We start from the raw sequence: 17,733 nt of genomic DNA, 5'->3' as shown, positions 1-17,733 counted from the left end.
AGGTGTCCGTATCCCCTGCCCGAGGCGCACATCCATGAACCAGCCCCTTACCCTGACGGCCGCGCAGAAAGCCGGCCCGAAACTCACCGCCGTCGCCCTCGGTGTGGTGCTCGCCATCCTGCTGGCAATGCCGCTGCTGCACCTGCTACCCGCGGACAATGCCTTCCATGTCTCGGCCTACACCCTGACGCTGGTCGGCAAGATCCTCTGCTACGCCATCGTCGCCCTAGCGTTGGACCTGGTCTGGGGCTATGCGGGCCTGTTGTCGCTCGGCCACGGCCTGTTCTTCGCCCTCGGCGGCTACGCCATGGGCATGTACCTGATGCGCGAAAGCGCCGGCGACGGGCTGCCCGCATTCATGAGCTTCCTCGCCTGGACCGAGCTGCCCTGGTATTGGTACGGCACCTCAAGCTTCCTCTGGTCGATGTGCCTGGTGGTGTTGGCACCGGGGCTGCTGGCCTTCGTGTTCGGCTTCTTCGCCTTTCGGTCGCGGATCAAGGGCGTGTATTTCTCGATCATGACCCAGGCGCTGACCTTCGCCGGCATGCTGCTGTTCTTCCGCAACGAAACCGGCTTTGGCGGTAACAACGGTTTCACCGACTTCAAGACCATTCTCGGTTTCTCGATCTCAGCCCCCGCCACCCGCGCCACGCTGTTCTTCGCCACCGTCGCCCTGCTCGCTGGCAGCCTGCTGCTCGGCTGGCAACTGGCGCGCAGCAAGTTCGGCCGGGTGCTGACGGCGCTGCGCGACGCGGAAAACCGCCTGATGTTCTGCGGCTACGATCCGCGCGGCTACAAGCTGTTCATCTGGACGCTGTCCGCCGTGCTTTGCGGCTTGGCCGGCGCGCTCTACGTGCCGCAGGTGGGCATCATCAATCCCAGCGAAATGGCCCCAACCCAATCCATCGAGGCGGCCGTGTGGGTGGCGCTCGGCGGACGCGGCACGCTGATCGGGCCGCTGCTCGGCGCCGGCATCGTCAACGGCATGAAGAGCTGGTTCACCGTGGCATTCCCCGAGTATTGGCTGTTCGCCCTGGGCGCGCTGTTCATCATCGTCACGCTGTATCTACCCAAGGGCGTGATTGGGTTACTCCGTAGGAGAGGCGAACAATGAAAACGGTAGCCGTACCCGAACTCATCGATCCACTCGACGCCAGCGGCAGCGGCCGCGACGCCATCGGCCTCGGCCGCGTGAAGGGCGACGGGCTGGATGTCCGCCACGGGACCATCCTCAGCCTGGAAGACATCAACGTCAGCTTCGACGGCTTCAAGGCGCTGACCAACCTCAGCCTGTACATCGGCGTCGGCGAACTGCGCTGCATCATAGGCCCCAACGGCGCCGGCAAGACCACGATGATGGACGTGATCACCGGTAAGACGCGCCCGGACAGCGGCACCGCCTACTTCGGCGACACCCTCGATCTGACCCGCATGAGCGAAGTGGAAATCGCCCAGTCGGGCATCGGTCGTAAGTTCCAGAAGCCGACGGTGTTCGAAGCGCTCAGCGTCTTCGAGAACCTGGAGCTGGCGCAGAAAACCGACAAATCCGTATGGGCCAGCCTGAAGGCAAAGCTCAACGGCGAGCAAAAGGACCGAATCGACGAGGTGCTCGCGACCATCCGCCTGAACAACTCGCGCTATCGCCCGGCCGGCCTGCTGTCCCACGGTCAGAAGCAGTTCCTGGAAATCGGCATGCTGCTGATGCAAGACCCGCAACTGCTCTTGCTCGACGAGCCGGTCGCCGGCATGACCGACGCCGAAACCGAGTTCACCGCTGAGCTGTTCAAGAGCCTGGCGCGCAAACACTCGCTGATGGTGGTCGAGCACGACATGGGCTTCGTCGACACCATCGCCGATCACGTCACCGTGCTGCACCAAGGCCAGGTGTTGGCTGAAGGCTCGCTGCAACAGGTGCAGAACGATGAACGAGTGATCGAGGTGTATCTCGGACGTTAACCCCGCTTCGCAAGCAAGCTCGCGAACACGGCCCACCATTCCTAAAACATCGAGTGTCTGAAAATGCTGCAAGTCCAGCAACTGCATCAGTACTACGGCGGCAGCCATATCCTGCGCGGCCTGTCGTTCGACGCGAAGATCGGCGAAGTCACCTGCCTGCTCGGGCGCAACGGGGTCGGCAAGACCACGCTGCTCAAATGCCTGATGGGTCTGATCCCGGCCAAGGAAGGCGCGGTGAACTGGGAAGGCAAGCCGATCACCGGCTTCAAGCCGCACCAGCGGGTGCACGCGGGCATCGCCTATGTGCCCCAAGGCCGTGAGATCTTTGGCCGGCTAACAGTCGAGGAAAATCTGCTGATGGGCCTGTCGCGTTTCAGCGCGAAGGAGGCGAAGGAAGTGCCGGAATTAATCTACGAGTTGTTCCCGGTACTGAAGGAAATGAAGCACCGTCGCGGTGGCGACCTCTCCGGCGGCCAGCAGCAACAGCTGGCCATCGGCCGTGCCCTGGCGAGCAAGCCGCGCCTGCTGATCCTCGACGAGCCTACCGAAGGCATCCAGCCCTCGGTGATCAAGGAGATCGGTGCAGTAATCAAGAAGCTGGCCGCTCGCGGCGACATGGCGATTCTGCTAGTCGAGCAGTTCTACGACTTCGCAGCTGAACTGGCCGACCAGTATCTGGTGATGAGCCGCGGCGAAATCATCCAGCAGGGCCGGGGCGAGACGATGGAGGCCGAAGGGGTGCGCGGGCTGGTGGCGATCTGAAGGACGCGGTATCGATTGGCGTTCTGCCAAAACCAAGCCCGCTTCGGCGAGCCGGATGCCGCTGCGTTCCACCGGCACACCTCGCCTCCAAGATAGAGTGAGCTCATACGCTGTCAGAGCAATTGGTGCTTTCGAACAGGGTCAGTGCAGCGAACGGCGAATGCAACGCGGTGCTGACCTGAGCGGCCGCGACACATCTGGTCGCTGACCCAATCGCAAGCAGCAATCGCGCCTACGGGCACCGTTTCACCCAACGGTATGGCACATGAGCAAGGCTCCACCATCGCAAACCGGCAATCTCGCCGAGATCTGGTTCGCCAGCCGTGGCTGGCAGCCCTTCCCATTCCAGCAGGACGTCTGGCAAGCCGTGCAGAACGGCGAATCCGGTCTGCTCCACGCCACCACCGGTTCGGGCAAGACCTACGCCGTCTGGCTAGGCGCACTGAACCGCTTTGCGCCTGTACAAGCCCTGCCGGCGAGCGAATCACACGCCCAGCCCAGACCATCCGATAAACCCGCCCCGCTCACCGTCCTCTGGATTACCCCCATGCGCGCGCTGGCGGCCGATACCGCACGGGCCCTACAGGCTCCGCTCGACGAGCTCGGCATCAATTGGATCATTGGCCTGCGCACCGGCGATACTGCCGGCGCCGAGCGCGCTCGGCAGAATCGTCGGCTGCCCAGTGCGCTGGTTACCACGCCGGAAAGCCTGACACTGCTGCTGACCCGCGCTGACGCGCGGCAGGCTTTCGCCCATCTGCGCATGGTGATCGTGGACGAATGGCACGAGCTGCTGGGCAACAAGCGCGGCGTCCAGCTGCAACTGGCGTTGGCCCGGCTCCGCAGCTGGATGCCAGAGCTGATGGTCTGGGGCCTTTCGGCCACGCTGGGGAATCAACCGCATGCGCTGGAGGTGCTGCTGCATCCGGGCACGGGTCGGTTGGTGCAAGGCAGGATCGACAAGCAACTGCGCGTCGACACGCTGTTGCCGCCGAGCATCGAGCGCTTTCCCTGGGCCGGCCATCTGGGCCTGCGCATGCTGCCGCAGGTGGTCGAGGAGATCGAATCGGCGGCCACTTCGCTGGTCTTTACCAATACCCGGTCGCAATCCGAACTCTGGTATCAGGCCATCCTCGAGGCGCGGCCGGACTGGGCCGGGCTGATCGCCCTTCACCATGGCTCGCTGGCGCGCGAGGTGCGCGACTGGGTGGAACTGGGCCTTAAGCAAGGTGCGCTGAAGGCGGTGGTCTGCACGTCGAGCCTGGACCTCGGCGTCGACTTCCTGCCGGTCGAGCGTGTGCTGCAGATCGGTTCTCCAAAAGGCGTGGCGCGACTGATGCAGCGCGCCGGGCGTTCCGGCCACGCCCCGGGTCGGACGTCCAGGGTCACGCTGGTGCCGACGCACAGCGTGGAAGTGGTCGAAGCCGCCGCCGCTCAGGTCGCCATTGCCGAGCGCCGTATCGAGGCCCGCAGCGCGCCGCATCGGCCTCTCGACGTGCTGGTCCAGCACTTGGTCAGCATGGCCTTGGGCGGCGGTTTTCGACCGGACGAGTTACTCGCCGAAGTCCGCCAGGCCTGGTCGTACCGCAATCTGGACGAAGACCAGTGGCAATGGGCGCTGGCGTTCGTCCGCCACGGCGGGCATTCGCTGACGGCCTACCCGGATTATCAACGCGTCGAGCCGGACGAAACCGGCCTGTGGAAAGTACCGAGCAAACGCGTCGCTCTGCGCCATCGCATGAGCATCGGCACCATCGTCAGCGATGCCAGCCTGACGGTGAAATTCTGGGCCAAGGGTGGCAGCGGGCGCTCGCTGGGCACCATCGAAGAAGGCTTCATTGCCCGTCTGCGACCGGGTGACAACTTTCTGTTCGGCGGTCGCCTGCTGGAGCTGGTACGGGTCGAGAACATGACCGTCTACGTCAGCCGCGCCACGGGCAAGAAAGCCGCGGTGCCGCGCTGGAATGGCGGGCGTATGCCACTGTCCAGCGAACTCGCCGATGCGGTGGTCGAGCAACTCGGTGCCGCCTCGCGCGGCCAGTTCGCTAGTCCGGAGATGCGCCTGGTCGAGCCCCTGCTGCGCGTGCAGCTGGATTGGTCGGCGCTGCCGACCGAAACCACGCTACTGGCGGAGGTAATGAAATCCCGTGAAGGCTGGCACTTATTTCTCTACCCCTTCGCTGGCCGCCACGTGCACCTCGGCCTCGCCAGCCTGTTGGCCTGGCGCATGGGCCAGCGACAGCCGCTGACATTCTCCATCGCCGTCAACGATTACGGCTTGGAACTGCTCTCGGCCACTGAAGTGGATTGGCTGCACTGGCTGACGCCGATCTTGTTCAGTCAACAGAATCTGCTGCATGACGTGCTCGCCAGCCTCAACGCGGGCGAGCTGGCGCGCCGACGGTTTCGCGAAATCGCCCGGATTGCCGGGCTGGTGTTCTCCGGCTACCCCGGTGCGCAAAAGAGCGCCCGCCAGTTGCAGGCGTCCAGCGGCCTGTTCTTCGATGTGTTCCGCCAGTATGACCCGGCCAACTTGCTGCTGACCCAGGCCGAGGAAGAAGTGTTGCGCCAGGAGCTGGAGGTCGAACGGCTGGAACAGACCTTGAGCCGGCTGCAGCAACGCCAGCTGGATGTTCATGTGGTCAAACGCACCACACCATTGGCCTTCCCACTGATGGTCGAACGATTCCGCGAAAGCATGAGCACGGAAAAACTGGCCGATCGTATTCGGCGGATGGTGGCCGAATTGGACAAGGCGGCGGGACCTGGCGGCTATCAGCCCGAGGCGAATGCCAACATCGCCGTCGAACGTGAAACCAGCCCAAAGCGCAAACCGCGCGTGGCTAAGGACGGTACGCCGAGGCTGAAGAAGGCAAAACGCTCCGGTTGAGGATCTTCCACACGGAGCCAGTTCATAGACGCGAGAGCGTCACGGGTGCGTTCCCACGCAAAGCGCCGAACGATCAAACGCTTTGCCTCGAGGGCGGGCATCCAACAAACGCGGCAGGTGCGCCCCGATTCTTTGAGAAGCCTCGCTTGAGATCGCGCCTCCAACTGGGCACTGAGAAGAATCGCACCCCCGCGATACACTACCCCGCATGACCCCGCATCTCTCCATCGAACTGGAACAGACCGAACTCTGGCTGCTTGCCGACAAGGCTATCTACTGGCCGGAACAGCGCGCGCTGCTGATCGCCGATATCCACTTTGGTAAGGCCGCCGCGTATCGACGCCTCGGTCAGCCGGTGCCGCACGGCACAACTCAAGCCAATCTGCAGCGACTGGATGCGCTACTGGCCCGCTATCGGTGCGAGCAGCTGATTTTCCTGGGCGACTTTCTTCACGCACCGGAATCGCAGACGCCAGCCACCCTCGGGCAACTGCACGCATGGCGTACCAAACACCCAGCGCTCGCCATCACCCTGATCCGTGGCAACCATGACCGCCGAGCCGGCGATCCGCCTGCCACCCTCGGCATGACCGTGGTTCCCGAACCCCTGCTACTCGGCCCGTTCGCCCTGCAACACGAACCCGACCCGCACCCCACCCATCACGTGCTGGCCGGCCATCTGCATCCGGCGTTCCGCCTCAACGGGCGCGGACGCCAGTCGTTGCGCCTGCCCTGCTACTGCATCGGCGAGCGGGTGAGTCTGATGCCGGCCTTCGGCAGCTTCACCGGCATGATGGAGGTCGACGCCGACCCGGGCCGGCGTCTGTTCGTGGTTGGGGATGACTGTGTGTGGCGGGTGGCTTGAGCCCGGGATTCAGGCCTCGGAAATACCGGTCACGGTAATACCGAAGCGTTCGGCCAAGCGTGTGGCGGGTGTCTCCTCGATATCCGGATCATGCTCATAGGCGTCTTCCTCACCGGCATAATCCTGTTCCGCCTTGCGGGTAACCAGTTCTACGGCCTCGTCGATGTCCGGCTGATGCTCGGATTCGGTACGGAGGATGGAGGTATTACCGTCTTTGCTGTACGCGATGATCCAGGTCGTCATGAATGCCCCCTTTATTCGTAGCGCCTTCGGCATTGCTCGCCGAAATGGGCGTTGCTTTGTTTAGAGCCTAGCCCTTCGTGTTCAGTTCTGCCGCTCATGCTTGTTCGGACGACCTGCCGAACGGTCTGAACAGGGCCATCGAGCGCCGGTCATCGATAGATAGCCGGAGACGAAACCATGATTCGATCACGCTCAAGAACTACAGAAATGACCGAAGAGCAACTCGTCGAGCTGCTGCGCCAGCACGCGATCCCGCTACCGGCAATCGACGATCAGGCGTTCGCCGACCAATTCGATCAATTCGCCGATGCCCGAGTGGTATTGATCGGCGAGGCCAGTCACGGCACGTCGGAGTTTTACCGTGCCCGAGCGGCCATTACCCGACGGCTGGTAGAGCGTCACGGTTTCACCATCATCTCTGCCGAAGCGGACTGGCCGGATGCGGCGAAAATCGACCGCTACGTGCGCCATCTGCAGCCGCCGACCTGGGTCGAGGAAGGCTTCAAGCGCTTCCCGACCTGGATGTGGCGCAACCAGGAGGTCGCTGATTTCGCTCGTTGGCTGCGCGGCCACAACGAGGCCCTGGCGCCCAAACAACGGGTCGAGTTTCGTGGCCTTGACGTCTACAGCCTCGGCTCTTCGATCCGTGAAGTGCTCGACTACCTCGATCGCGTCGACCCGCAGGCCGCCAGCGCCGCGCGGGATCGCTACGGTTGCCTCAGCCCTTGGCACGAAGAGCCGGCGATCTACGGTCACAACGTCATGCTTGGTCAGCCGTCCTGTGAAGACGCGGTGGTAGAGCAATTGAGCGCGCTGCTCGATCAACGTCTGGAATACCTGGAAAAGGACGGCAGCAGCTTCTTCAATGCCGAGCAGAATGCCCGCGTCGTGCTCGCGGCGGAACAGTACTACCGGGCCATGTATCAAGGTTCGGTGAACTCCTGGAATCTGCGTGACCGGCATATGTTCGACACCCTACGCGCGCTGCTGGACCACCGCGGCGATGACGCCAAGGCCATCGTCTGGGCGCACAACTCGCATATCGGCAACGCCGCAGCGACCTCGATGGGCTGGGGCGGTGAGTTCAATATCGGCGAGCTGTGCCGTACTGCTTTCGGTAGCGATGCGGTATTGATCGGCATGGCCACGGACCGTGGCGAGGTGGCGGCGGCGGACAACTGGGACGAGCCGATGCAGATCAAGCAGGTTCGCCCGTCTCGTCCGGACAGCTGGGAGCAATTGTTTCTGCGTACCGGCATCGCTGCGTCGCTGACCAACTGGCGCGACAACGCGCAACTGCGCGAGACGTTGGCCAAACCGCGTCTGGAACGGGCTATCGGCGTCATCTACCGCCCGGCTACCGAACGGCAGAGTCATTATTTCCAGGCCATACTGTCGGAACAGTTCGACGCTTTGATCTGGCTGGAACAGACCCGTGCGGTGACGCCGATAGGCCCGCAACAGATCGACGACGAAATCGTTCCGGATACCTACCCGTTCGGAGAGTGAGTCATGCGTGCGTTCATTCCTGATTCCTATCTGTTTCGCGACCGTGCCCATGCCGGCCAGGAGCTGGCCGAGGCCCTGCAACACCTGGCCGACGCGAACCCGGTGGTACTTGCGTTGCCGCGTGGCGGCGTGCCCGTTGCTTTCGAAGTGGCACGCCGCCTCAAGGCGCGTCTCGACCTGGTGCTGGTGCGCAAGATCGGCGCACCGGGCAACGAAGAGCTGGCGCTCGGCGCGGTGATCGATGGCGCCGAGCCGAAATGGGTCATCAATCAGGAGTTGTTCAACCAGATCGCACCGCCACCGAACTGGTTCGATGACGAAATGGAACGTCAGCTGGCCGAGCTGGAACGGCGTCGGCAACGCTATTGCGGTGGACGGCCCGCCCCGCTATTGGGCGGTCGTTGCGTCATCGTGATCGATGACGGCGTCGCAACGGGTGCGACTGTGAGAGCCGCATTGAAGGGATTGAAACAGGCGAATCCCAGCCGGATCGTGCTCGCAATTCCGGTGGGTCCGCGCGAGGAAGTCGAAATGCTGAAAACGGAGGTCGACGAGCTGGTGTGCCTGGCCATGCCCGAGCCGTTCGTTGGTGTAGGACGTCACTATGGTGATTTCACGCAGACCAGTGACGAGCAGGTCATCGACCTGCTCGCCCAAGCTCAGGATTTTGCGGATGCACCCTAGCCGGCGCTGACCACCTCAGGCCACTGGCGCGGGGGGCGGCTGGTCTGGAATGGTTGGCTCACCGGGTTCGCTCGGCAGATCCGGCACGCCGGGCTCTTCCGGATCACCCGGTACACCGTTGGCCTGCCAGCTGAGCGTGTCGTCCAATTCGAAGATGTTTTCCATGTCGCTGTCCTCCTGCTGTAACCGGAACGTCCGGATGCTTCTACAGCAGTAGAGGCTTTGCGGCTGGCAGAAATCCATCCTTCTGTCGGGCTGGCAATAACCGGTCGCGGTACGTCATTCAGCAGCGCGTTACCACATCAAATCGTCGGGGATCTGGTAGGCGGCGTACGGATCGTCCGCATCCGGCGCTTCAGTCTGGGTGTTGAGCTGAACGATACGGCGCGGATCGCGCTCCTGAATCTTTAGCGCCGCCTCGCGCGGGATCACCTCGTAACCGCCGCCATGGCGGACGATGGCCAGCGAACCGCTGGACAACTTGTCACGCATCAGCTTGTTCACCGACAGGCGCTTGACCTTCTTGTCGTCGACGAAGTTGTAGTAATCCTCGGTCGTCAGCTTGGGCAGGCGGCTGGTTTCGATCAGCTGCTTGATCTGCGCGGTACGCGCCTTCTGCTCGGCCTTTTGCTGCTGCTGACGGTTCAGTTCCTGGTCGCGCGCCTGTTTCTCGGCTTGAGCCTTGAGTGCCGCCTCACGCTGGGAATTGTCCTGTTCGGCCTGGCCTTTCTTTACCAGGCGCTGCTGTTTCTGCTGTTGCTTGCCGGCCTGCTTGGCCTGTTTCTCATTGACCAGCCCTGCTTTGAGCAGCTGGTCGCGAAGGGAAAGACTCATGTGTCGGCTCGTTTAGTCGTGAAGTTCAAATTAGACGTAAAGGTGGATTTACTGGATCCACCGAGCGGAGGTTCGTGGCGTAGACAACATCCGTGATTACGCTCCGGCTATCAACCGCAGCTTGATGCCTGCTCGGCTTTTTTGGCCTCGCCCCAAAGCGCATCCAGCTCTTGCAGGTCGCAATTCTCGATGGGCCGACCGGTATCCCGCAAGGCTTGCTCGATGAACCGAAAGCGCCGTTCGAATTTGCGATTGGCGGCGCGCAAGGCGTTTTCCGGATCTACCTTCAGATGACGCGCCAGATTGACCGTGACGAACAGCAGGTCGCCAATTTCCTCGGCGACGGCTTCTGGATCGTTCTCGCTCATGGCTTCGAGCATTTCGTCCAATTCCTCACGCACCTTGTCCACCACCGGCAAGGCATCGGGCCAGTCGAAACCAACCTGAGCAGCACGCTTTTGCAGCTTGGCGGCACGGCTCAAGGCGGGTAGCGCGCTGGGCACGTCATCGAGCAGTGAAAGCTGCTCCGGCGCGGCCGCTTTCTCGGCGCGCTCCTCGGCCTTGATTTCTTCCCAGCGCTGCTTGATCGCCGTCTCATCGAGCCGTGGCAACTCGGGGGAGCCATAGAGGTCACCGTCGGGAAACACATGAGGATGGCGGCGGATCAGCTTGCGGGTAATGGCATCGACCACCGTGGCGAACTCGAACCGCTCCTCCTCCTTCCCCAACTGGCTGTAGTAGACGACCTGAAACAGCAGATCGCCCAGTTCGCCGGGCAGATGATCGAAATCGCCGCTCTCGATGGCATCGGCCACCTCATAAGCTTCTTCGAGCGTGTGCGGCACGATGCTGGCGTAATCCTGCTGCAGGTCCCAGGGGCAACCGTGTTGCGGATCACGCAGGCGGGCCATCAGATGCAGGAGATCGGGGAGTTGGTACATGGTGTCCTCAAAAAGACTTGGCTTTTCACCGGTTGCTCAGCACCGAGCGTCGCGAGCGAAGAGCTGGCTAGGCGAAGGCCTACCGAAAAAGCGGAGTTGGCGTCTGCCAATGAGCATTTTTCGGTAGGCCTTCAACAACGCCAGATCGAGCGCAGCAGCTCGGAACGGATCAGGAGGCTCTTTGGCGCTTCGCCTCGATAATATTCGGCAGTTGCGATACCCGTCCCAGCAACCGCCCCAGCGCACCCAGCCCTGGAATTTCTATGGTCAGCGTCATCAGCGCCGTGCTGTCTTCCTTGTTCGAGCGGGTGTTGACGGCCAGTACGTTGATTCGCTCGTTCAGCAGCACCTGCGAGACATCGCGCAGCAGGCCGGCGCGGTCGTAGGCGCGAATGATGATGTCCACCGGGTAGGTTTTCTCCGGGATCGGACCCCAGCTGACCTGGATGATCCGCTCCGGCTCGCGCCCGGACAGTTGCAGCACCGAGGCGCAATCCTGACGGTGAATGCTGACTCCACGACCGACCGTGATGTAGCCGACGATGGGGTCGCCCGGCAGCGGCTGGCAGCAGCCGGCCATCTGCGTCAGCAAGTTGCCGACGCCCTGGATCTGCACGTCGCCGCGCTTACCGGGCTTGGTGCTGGCGGGACGGCGCGGGATGAGTTCGAGCTGATCGGCGGCGTGGCCATCCGGCTCCACCAGTTGCTGCGCGTGATTGACCAACTGAGCCAGGCGCAGGTCGCCGGCGCCGAGCGCAGCGAACATGTCTTCGGCGCTCTTCAGATTGGCCTTCTCTGCCACCTTGTCGAAATCCACCGGCGGCAGGTCGAGGCGGCCCAGTTCACGCTCCAGCAGCGCCTTGCCGGCGGCCACGTTCTGATCGCGGGCCTGCAGTTTGAACCAGTGGACGATCTTCGCCCGCGAGCGCGAGGTGGTGATGTAGCCCAGGTTGGGGTTCAGCCAGTCGCGGCTTGGCGAGCCGTGCTTGCTGGTAATGATTTCCACCTGCTCGCCGGTCTGCAGGCTGTAGTTGAGCGGCACGATGCGCCCGTTGATCTTGGCGCCGCGGCAGTTGTGGCCGATCTCGGTGTGTACGCGATAAGCGAAATCCAGCGGCGTGGCACCCTTGGGCAGGTCGATGGCATGACCGTCCGGCGTGAAGACATAGACCCGATCCGGCTCGATATCCACCCGCAACTGATCGGCCAGACCGCCGATATCGCCCAGTTCCTCATGCCATTCGAGTACCTGCCGCAGCCAGGCGATTTTTTCTTCGTAGTGGTTGGAGCTGGAGTTGACGTCGGTGCCCTTGTAGCGCCAGTGGGCGCAAACCCCCAATTCCGCCTCCTCATGCATGGCCACGGTACGGATCTGCACTTCCAGCACCTTGCCCTCCGGACCGAGTACCGCGGTGTGCAGTGAGCGGTAGCCGTTCTCCTTAGGGTTGGCGATGTAGTCGTCGAACTCCTTGGGAATATGCCGCCACAGGGTATGCACGATACCGAGCGCGGTGTAGCAGTCACGAATTTCTGGCACCAGCACCCGCACGGCACGAACGTCGTAGATCTGGCTGAATTGCAGGCCCTTCTTCTGCATCTTCCGCCAGATGGAATAGATGTGTTTGGCGCGGCCATCGATTTCCGGATTGATACCGGCGGCGTTCAGTTCGTCTTGCAACTGCTGAACCACGTTGTCGATGTACTGCTCGCGATCCAGGCGGCGCTCATGCAGCAACTGGGCGATCTGCTTGTACTGCTCAGGCTCGAGATAGCGGAAGGACAGGTCCTCCAGCTCCCATTTGATATGTCCGATGCCCAGACGATGCGCCAGCGGAGCATAGATGTCGAAGACTTCGCGGGCGACACGATGGCGCTTGTCATCGTCGGCATTCTTCACCGCGCGGATGGCGCAGGTCCGCTCGGCCAGTTTGATCAGCGCGACGCGCACGTCGTCGACCATGGCCACCAGCATCTTGCGCAGGTTTTCCACCTGAGTCTGAGTGCCAAGTACCAGCGACTCGCGCGGGTTGAGGCTGGCGCTGATAGCGGCCATACGCAGCACGCCCTCGATCAGCTTGGCCACCACCGGGCCGAACTGCTGATGCACCTCCGCCAGCTGAATCTTGCCTTCACGCACGCCGCGGTAGATCACCGCGGCCACCAGGCTGTCCTGATCGAGCTTGAGATCGGCAAGTATCTCTGCGATTTCCAGACCGGTCAGGTAACTGGAGGTGCCTTCGCTCCACAGATTCTGTGCCGCATTGGCCTGCTGCTCCGCCGCTCGAGCGAATTCGCAGGCCTGCTTGAGTGCGTCGCGGTCGAGTGCCGGGTCCAACCCGAGCACATGATCGAGCCAGCCTTCGAGGTTGATGCTGCCGTCGGTATTGATCGGCTGAAGCGCTCTGACCTGGACCATCTATTTACCTTCCCTCTACGCAGTATTTGCGTCGAATACGCCGACTTTCTGGGAGTCGGTCGGTTGAACCACAGGCCGTTTGCCTGTCAAAAGTCTGCTGCTATGTCGAACGCTCGAAGAGCGCCATGGCCTCGACGTGCGCCGTTTGCGGAAACATGTCCAGCACGCCGGCTCGCTTGAGCTGATAGCCTTGGCGAACCAGCTCGGCGGCATCGCGTGCCAGCGTCGCTGGGTTGCACGAAACATAAACCACGCGCCGCGCGCCTAAAGTCGTCATTTGCCGAACGATCTCGAACGCGCCGTCACGCGGCGGGTCCAGCAACACGGCCGCGAAACCTTCTTTGGCCCACTGCGCTTCGACAAGCGGCTTCGACAGGTCCGCCTGATAAAAGTGCGCATTGACCAGACCGTTGTGCGCCGCATTGGTGCGAGCGCGCTCGACCATCTCTTCGACGCCTTCCACCGCCACCACCTGCGCGCCCTCACGTGCCAGCGGCAAGGCGAAGTTGCCCAGTCCGCAGAACAGATCCAGCACCCGCTCACCCGCTTCCGGCGCCAGCCATTCCAACGCCTGCGCCACCATCGCCTCGTTCACCGGCGCGTTGACCTGAACGAAATCGCCCGGCCGCCAGGCCAACTCCAGATCCCAGGCCGGCAATCGGTAGCCCAACGCATACGTATGTTCCAGCGGCTGCGGCTGGCCTTCGCCCTGCAACCAGAGCTGCACGCCATGTGCTTTGGCAAAAGCCGACAGCCGCTGCAGATCGGTCTCGACCAACGCTACGGTATGACGCACCAGCACCGCTTCGGCGGTACCGCTAAACAACTCCACGTGACCGATGGCCTGCGGTTTATCCAGCTCATGTAACACCGCCAGCAACGCCGGCAGCATTGACTGCAAAGGCTGTACCAGCACGTGGCATTCACGAATGGAAACGATGTCCTGACTGGCGCTGGCGCGAAAGCCAACGTCCAGTCGTCTAGCCTTGTTGTCCCAGCGCACCGCCAGCCGGGCGCGGCGACGATAGCTGAATTCGGGCCCGCTCAGCGGTGTCGCCCAGACCTGAGGTTCGATGCCGGCCAGCCGCGATAGCTGCTCGGCGAGACTGCGCTGCTTGAGTTCGAGCTGATCAGTCGCGCCCAGGTGTTGCAGGTTGCAGCCACCGCAAACCCGTGCATGAGGGCACGGTTCTAAGCGACGGCGGGAGCTGGCGCTCAGCACCCGCTCGGTACGGGCTTCGACTATCTGACTGCGCGCCGCCAACACACGCCCCTCGACCTCTTCGTCGGGCAAGGCGCCTTCGACGAACCAGGTGCGGCCGTCAACGAAGCCAATACCGCGGCCGTCGTTGGCCAGGCGCTGAATATTCAGCCGCTGCTTCTTGCCGGTCGGGATCTGTGGCTTCTTCTCGCCACCACTGGGCTGGAAGCGCAAGCCTCCGCTGCGTTTGGCCATCAGCGAATACCGCTCCGAGCGCGCACGAACCGATCAGTTGGGCTGGTCATAAACACCCGTCGACAGGTAGCGGTCGCCACGGTCACAGATGATCGCGACAATTACCGCGTTCTCAACTTCCTGCGACAGACGCAGCGCAGCCGCCACCGCACCGCCTGAGGAAACGCCGCAGAAGATGCCCTCTTCGCGGGCCAGGCGCCGCATGACGTCTTCAGCCTCCGCCTGGGACATGTCGACGACACGGTCGACGCGCTCGGCCTGATAAATCTTCGGCAGGTACTCTTGCGGCCAGCGTCGAATCCCGGGGATCGCCGCGCCTTCCATGGGCTGCAGTCCGATGATCTGGACGGCCTGGTTCTGCTCCTTGAGGTAGCGCGACACGCCCATGATGGTGCCGGTCGTGCCCATGGAACTGACGAAATGGGTGATGCCGCCGCCGGTCTGCTGCCAGAGTTCGGGGCCGGTGCTGCTGTAGTGCGCTTCGGGGTTGTCGCCATTGGCGAACTGATCGAGCACCTTGCCACGGCCTTCGGCGGCCATCTTCACTGCCAGGTCGCGGGCACCTTCCATGCCCTGTTCTTTGCTCACCAGAATAAGCTCGGCGCCGTAGGCCGTCATCGCCGCCTTGCGCTCGGCGCTGGAGTTGTCCGGCATGATCAGGATGAACTTGTAACCCTTGATCGCTGCCGCCATGGCTAAGGCGATGCCGGTATTGCCGGAGGTGGCTTCGATCAGGGTATCGCCGGGTTTGATATCACCGCGCGCTTCGGCGCGCGCAATCATCGACAATGCGGGGCGATCTTTCACCGAGCCCGCCGGGTTGTTGCCTTCGAGCTTGACCAGGATGGTGTTGGTGGTTTCGCCGGGCAGCCGCTGCAGGCGAACCAGGGGGGTGTTGCCGACGCAATCGGCAATGGTCGGGTACTGAATTGTCATGGCGTCGATGAACCGAGCGGCATTTGGAAGGCGCACATGATACCGACAACCACCGGACACGGGCAGACCGCCCGGCTTGGCCAGCGCATACCGCAATGCGCGAAACGCAGCGATCAAGCTTGGCAGATAGTTGTCAGTGGTCTAGCTCTATACCTATCGCCCTTCCTTAAGGAACTCACTCATGCCCGTCGGACCTGCCGCACTGGTCTTCACCTTTTTACTCGCCAGCCTGACTGCCTGTTCCAGCCCGGACGGCTCATCCAGCCAGACGCCACCTGCACCCGAAGGCGCCAGCGGCTACACCGCCAAACCCGGTTGGGCCACCGAACGCTTTGCCGTGGCCGCTGCCAACCCGCTAGCGACCGAGGCGGGCTACCAGATTCTCAAGGCGGGAGGCAGCGCGATGGATGCTGCAGTGACCGTGCAGATGGTACTGACGCTGGTCGAGCCGCAATCCAGCGGCATCGGTGGCGGCGCCTTTCTGCTGCATTGGGATGGCGAGAACGTGATCGCGCTGGACGGTCGCGAGACCGCACCGGCTGCTGTCGACGAAGCGCTGTTCTTGAAGCCCGATGGCACACCCATGGATTTTCAGCAGGCGGTGGTCGGAGGCCGCTCGGTGGGCGTCCCGGGCATCGTAAAGATGCTCGAACAGGCGCATCAGCAATACGGCAAGCTGCCTTGGCGAGAGCTGCTGCAACCGGCCATCCGGCTCGCCGAGGACGGTTTCGAAATCAGCCCGCGACTGCACCGTTTGCTTGAGAGCGACCCGGCGCTTCGCGACAACCCGCCCGCCGCCGCCTTCTACTACCAGCCGGACGGCTCGCCCTGGCCTGTTGGGCATCGCCTGCGCAACCCGGCGCTCGCCGAGCTGCTGAGCAATATCGCCGAGAACGGCAGCGATGCCTTCTATCGCGGCGCCAACGCCCAGGCGCTGGTGCGCCAGGTGAACGAGCACCAGAACGCCGGAGCAATGACCTTGAGTGACCTGGAGGTCTACGAACCGCGCCAACGCGATCCGCTGTGCAACCTCTGGCAGCAGCGCTATCAGGTGTGTGGCTTTCCACCGCCGTCATCCGGGCATATCACCCAGATGCAGATCCTCGGGATTCTGGAGCAGTTGTCGCCGCTACCAGCGCTGGACCAGGGCGTGCCTTCGGCGGAGTTCCTGCACCGCTACACCGAAGCCGCGCGCCTGGCCTACGCGGATCGCGCCAAATACATCGCCGACCCCGATTTCGCACCGGTACCGGGGCGGACGTGGAACAGCATGCTCGCGCCCAAGTACCTCAAACAGCGCGCCGAACTGATCGGCAAGCGCAGCATGGGGACTGCGCAAGCAGGCGAACCGGGAGCGGTGCCCGTCTCGTTCGCGCCTCAGCCCGAGCAGCCGGAATACGGCACCAGCCACATCAGCATCGTCGACGACCAGGGCAATGCGCTGGCGATGACCACCAGCATCGAGCAGGCCTTCGGCTCACGTCTGCTCAATGACGGCGGCACCGGCCTGCCCGGCGGCTATCTGCTGAACAACGAACTCACCGACTTCGCGTTCGAGCCGCGGGATTCCCAGGGCAAGCCGGTAGCCAACCGGGTCGAGCCGAACAAGCGTCCCCGTTCGAGCATGAGTCCGACGCTGGTGTTCGATGCCGCAGGCGACCGTGTGCTCGCCAGCGTCGGTTCGCCTGGCGGTGCGGCCATCATTCACTTCACGGCGAAAACCCTGCTGGGCATGTACGGCTGGGGGTTGGATGCGCAACGGGCAATCGACCTGCCGAACTTCGGCAGCTTCAACGGCCCGACGGTACTCGAAGCCGGACGCTTCCCGGCCAGCACGGTGGAGTCATTGGAAGCACGCGGCCATGAGGTCAATGAGACAGACATGACCAGCGGCCTGCAGGCCATCCAGCGTACCGACAGCGGCTGGTTCGGCGGCGCCGATCCGCGGCGTGAAGGTGTGGTGATGGGCGAGTGATGGCTGACAACGCGTGCGTCTTGGCTTGGGGCAGGCCTGCGGCCTGCTTCGCCGCGAGGGCGCGCCTCCTACAGAGGGTCAATGCGCGCCTGCCGCTTTTGTGGGAGGGGCGAATGATCCCGAGCGGGCAGCAAGCCTTGGTCTGTAGACGTTGGATTGATCGGGGCACCCGCCGGACCTTCGCGCAGGTCCACGCCCTGCATTCGCCGCGAGGGCGCGCCTCCTACAGCGGCTCGGTGCGCGCGCCTGCCGCTTTTGCGAATGAT

Annotated in this window: 15 protein-coding genes; 8 read left to right on the top strand and 7 right to left on the bottom strand. The window is 63.1% G+C overall.

From position 1 onward, the window contains the following. Positions 1-34 precede the first annotated feature (34 nt). The 5 genes from urtC to pdeM all read left to right on the top strand — a co-directional run bounded on the left by urtC (position 35) and on the right by pdeM (position 6,473). Positions 35-1,114: an urea ABC transporter permease subunit UrtC gene (gene urtC / locus E0D86_RS01295; protein WP_131648172.1), complete on the top strand. Its 1,080-nt coding sequence runs from the start codon at positions 35-37 to the stop codon at positions 1,112-1,114. Then, the gene (gene urtD, locus E0D86_RS01290) at positions 1,111-1,956 is read left to right on the top strand and encodes an urea ABC transporter ATP-binding protein UrtD (protein WP_131648171.1); all 846 of its coding nucleotides are present in this window, start codon (positions 1,111-1,113) and stop codon (positions 1,954-1,956) included. The genes urtC and urtD overlap by 4 nt, the downstream gene beginning before the upstream one ends. A gap of 63 nt (positions 1,957-2,019) precedes the next feature. Further along, positions 2,020-2,718, top strand: a complete 699-nt coding sequence (gene urtE, locus E0D86_RS01285; protein WP_131648170.1) for an urea ABC transporter ATP-binding subunit UrtE — start codon at positions 2,020-2,022, stop codon at positions 2,716-2,718. Positions 2,719-2,983: 265 nt separating this feature from the next. Beyond that, positions 2,984-5,608: a ligase-associated DNA damage response DEXH box helicase gene (locus tag E0D86_RS01280; protein ID WP_131648169.1), complete on the top strand. Its 2,625-nt coding sequence runs from the start codon at positions 2,984-2,986 to the stop codon at positions 5,606-5,608. A gap of 208 nt (positions 5,609-5,816) precedes the next feature. Continuing rightward, positions 5,817-6,473, top strand: a complete 657-nt coding sequence (gene pdeM, locus E0D86_RS01275) for a ligase-associated DNA damage response endonuclease PdeM (protein WP_131648168.1) — start codon at positions 5,817-5,819, stop codon at positions 6,471-6,473. 9 nt (positions 6,474-6,482) lie between these two features. Here the strand turns inward: pdeM and E0D86_RS01270 are convergent, their stop codons facing one another. Further along, positions 6,483-6,716, bottom strand: coding sequence for a hypothetical protein (locus E0D86_RS01270; RefSeq protein ID WP_131648167.1), 234 nt, complete (start codon positions 6,714-6,716; stop codon positions 6,483-6,485). A gap of 177 nt (positions 6,717-6,893) precedes the next feature. On the opposite strand from E0D86_RS01270, the gene E0D86_RS01265 reads away from it, so the two are divergent. After that, on the top strand, positions 6,894-8,225 hold the full coding sequence (locus E0D86_RS01265) for an erythromycin esterase family protein (RefSeq protein ID WP_131648166.1): 1,332 nt from the start codon (positions 6,894-6,896) through the stop codon (positions 8,223-8,225). A 3-nt stretch (positions 8,226-8,228) separates the two neighbouring features. After that, a complete protein-coding gene (locus E0D86_RS01260; RefSeq protein WP_131648165.1) occupies positions 8,229-8,909 on the top strand; it encodes a phosphoribosyltransferase in 681 nt (226 codons plus the stop codon). 15 nt (positions 8,910-8,924) lie between these two features. Here the strand turns inward: E0D86_RS01260 and E0D86_RS21315 are convergent, their stop codons facing one another. From E0D86_RS21315 to cysM, 6 genes are all read right to left on the bottom strand, one after another. Further along, positions 8,925-9,074: a hypothetical protein gene (locus tag E0D86_RS21315; protein WP_165914190.1), complete on the bottom strand. Its 150-nt coding sequence runs from the start codon at positions 9,072-9,074 to the stop codon at positions 8,925-8,927. 129 nt (positions 9,075-9,203) lie between these two features. Further along, positions 9,204-9,743 (bottom strand): DUF2058 domain-containing protein, encoded by a 540-nt coding sequence (locus E0D86_RS01255; RefSeq protein ID WP_131648164.1) that lies wholly within the window; start codon positions 9,741-9,743, stop codon positions 9,204-9,206. Between the two features lie 110 nt (positions 9,744-9,853). Then, positions 9,854-10,684, bottom strand: a complete 831-nt coding sequence (mazG, locus tag E0D86_RS01250; RefSeq protein ID WP_131648163.1) for a nucleoside triphosphate pyrophosphohydrolase — start codon at positions 10,682-10,684, stop codon at positions 9,854-9,856. 169 nt (positions 10,685-10,853) lie between these two features. After that, a complete protein-coding gene (gene relA / locus E0D86_RS01245; RefSeq protein ID WP_131648162.1) occupies positions 10,854-13,100 on the bottom strand; it encodes a GTP diphosphokinase in 2,247 nt (748 codons plus the stop codon). A 100-nt stretch (positions 13,101-13,200) separates the two neighbouring features. After that, entirely contained in the window at positions 13,201-14,556 is a 1,356-nt protein-coding gene (gene rlmD, locus E0D86_RS01240) for a 23S rRNA (uracil(1939)-C(5))-methyltransferase RlmD (protein ID WP_131648161.1), read from the bottom strand. 33 nt (positions 14,557-14,589) lie between these two features. Beyond that, complete coding sequence (gene cysM / locus E0D86_RS01235; RefSeq protein ID WP_131648160.1) at positions 14,590-15,492, bottom strand: cysteine synthase CysM; 903 nt, start codon at positions 15,490-15,492, stop codon at positions 14,590-14,592. Between the two features lie 181 nt (positions 15,493-15,673). Between cysM and ggt the strand changes: the two genes are divergently transcribed. After that, positions 15,674-17,467: a gamma-glutamyltransferase gene (gene ggt, locus E0D86_RS01230; protein WP_131648159.1), complete on the top strand. Its 1,794-nt coding sequence runs from the start codon at positions 15,674-15,676 to the stop codon at positions 17,465-17,467. Positions 17,468-17,733 lie beyond the last annotated feature (266 nt).

Origin of the sequence: Pseudomonas sp. IC_126, from assembly GCF_004331835.1 — a bacterium.
In the GTDB taxonomy this organism is placed as follows: domain Bacteria; phylum Pseudomonadota; class Gammaproteobacteria; order Pseudomonadales; family Pseudomonadaceae; genus Stutzerimonas.
The sequence above is the reverse complement of the archived record's forward strand: the minus strand, read 5'-3'. Positions and strand labels throughout refer to the sequence as shown.